General features: G+C 50.5%; 1 protein-coding gene. It reads right to left on the reverse strand.

Features of this window, described 5'->3' with window-relative positions:
* Positions 1–103 precede the first annotated feature (103 nt).
* On the reverse strand, positions 104–578 hold a 475-nt coding region (locus SB717_RS33430; protein WP_410907093.1), incomplete at its 5' end, for a hypothetical protein.

The following is a 578-nucleotide window of genomic DNA, read 5'->3' on the forward strand; positions in this document are numbered from 1 at the left end:
CGGAGCGTGAATTGGCGATTCCGAATATGGCCGTCGCGAAAAGAGTCCAAGTACTGGTGTACGTTCAAGGCGCAAATGTCGAAGACCTCTCTTCGGGCTTGCTCTAGCTCGTCACCAGCATCTCCAGAGAAAGGATAGACGCCTTCATCTTTCCATTGCTGGACCAGTTCCGATGCGGTCTCTGCTTTTTGCGACGAAAATGAGAGCGCATTGCAGTACGTGCGCTGTCGACAAGGCGGCGGAGGTCAGCATTTAAGTCATCAAGTGTGAGTAAGTTTTCATGATGCAGCTTCGCGATGTAGTCTGAGCGAAGAAACGCTGTGAAGTTAAATTCACTTCCCGGCCGGATACCTGCCTCAACCTCGTGAAGCGCAAAGCCATCTATATCGCAGAGGCATATCCGCCTCTCTTTCTTTGCAAAACTCCATTCGACGATGTCTAGTTTGGCCTGCACCTCGGTTCCGTCTATTGCTAGGAACGCTGGCAGCTCAATAGAATCGTGCGATTTCTGTACTGATTTCGGGTCAATGCGCTCCTCACGGAAAGTGATATTGGTAGCGGGATAATTGCGCAGATAT

Origin of the sequence: Priestia sp. SIMBA_032 (assembly GCF_046535215.1) — a bacterium.
GTDB classification, from domain to species: domain Bacteria; phylum Bacillota; class Bacilli; order Bacillales; family Bacillaceae_H; genus Priestia; species Priestia aryabhattai.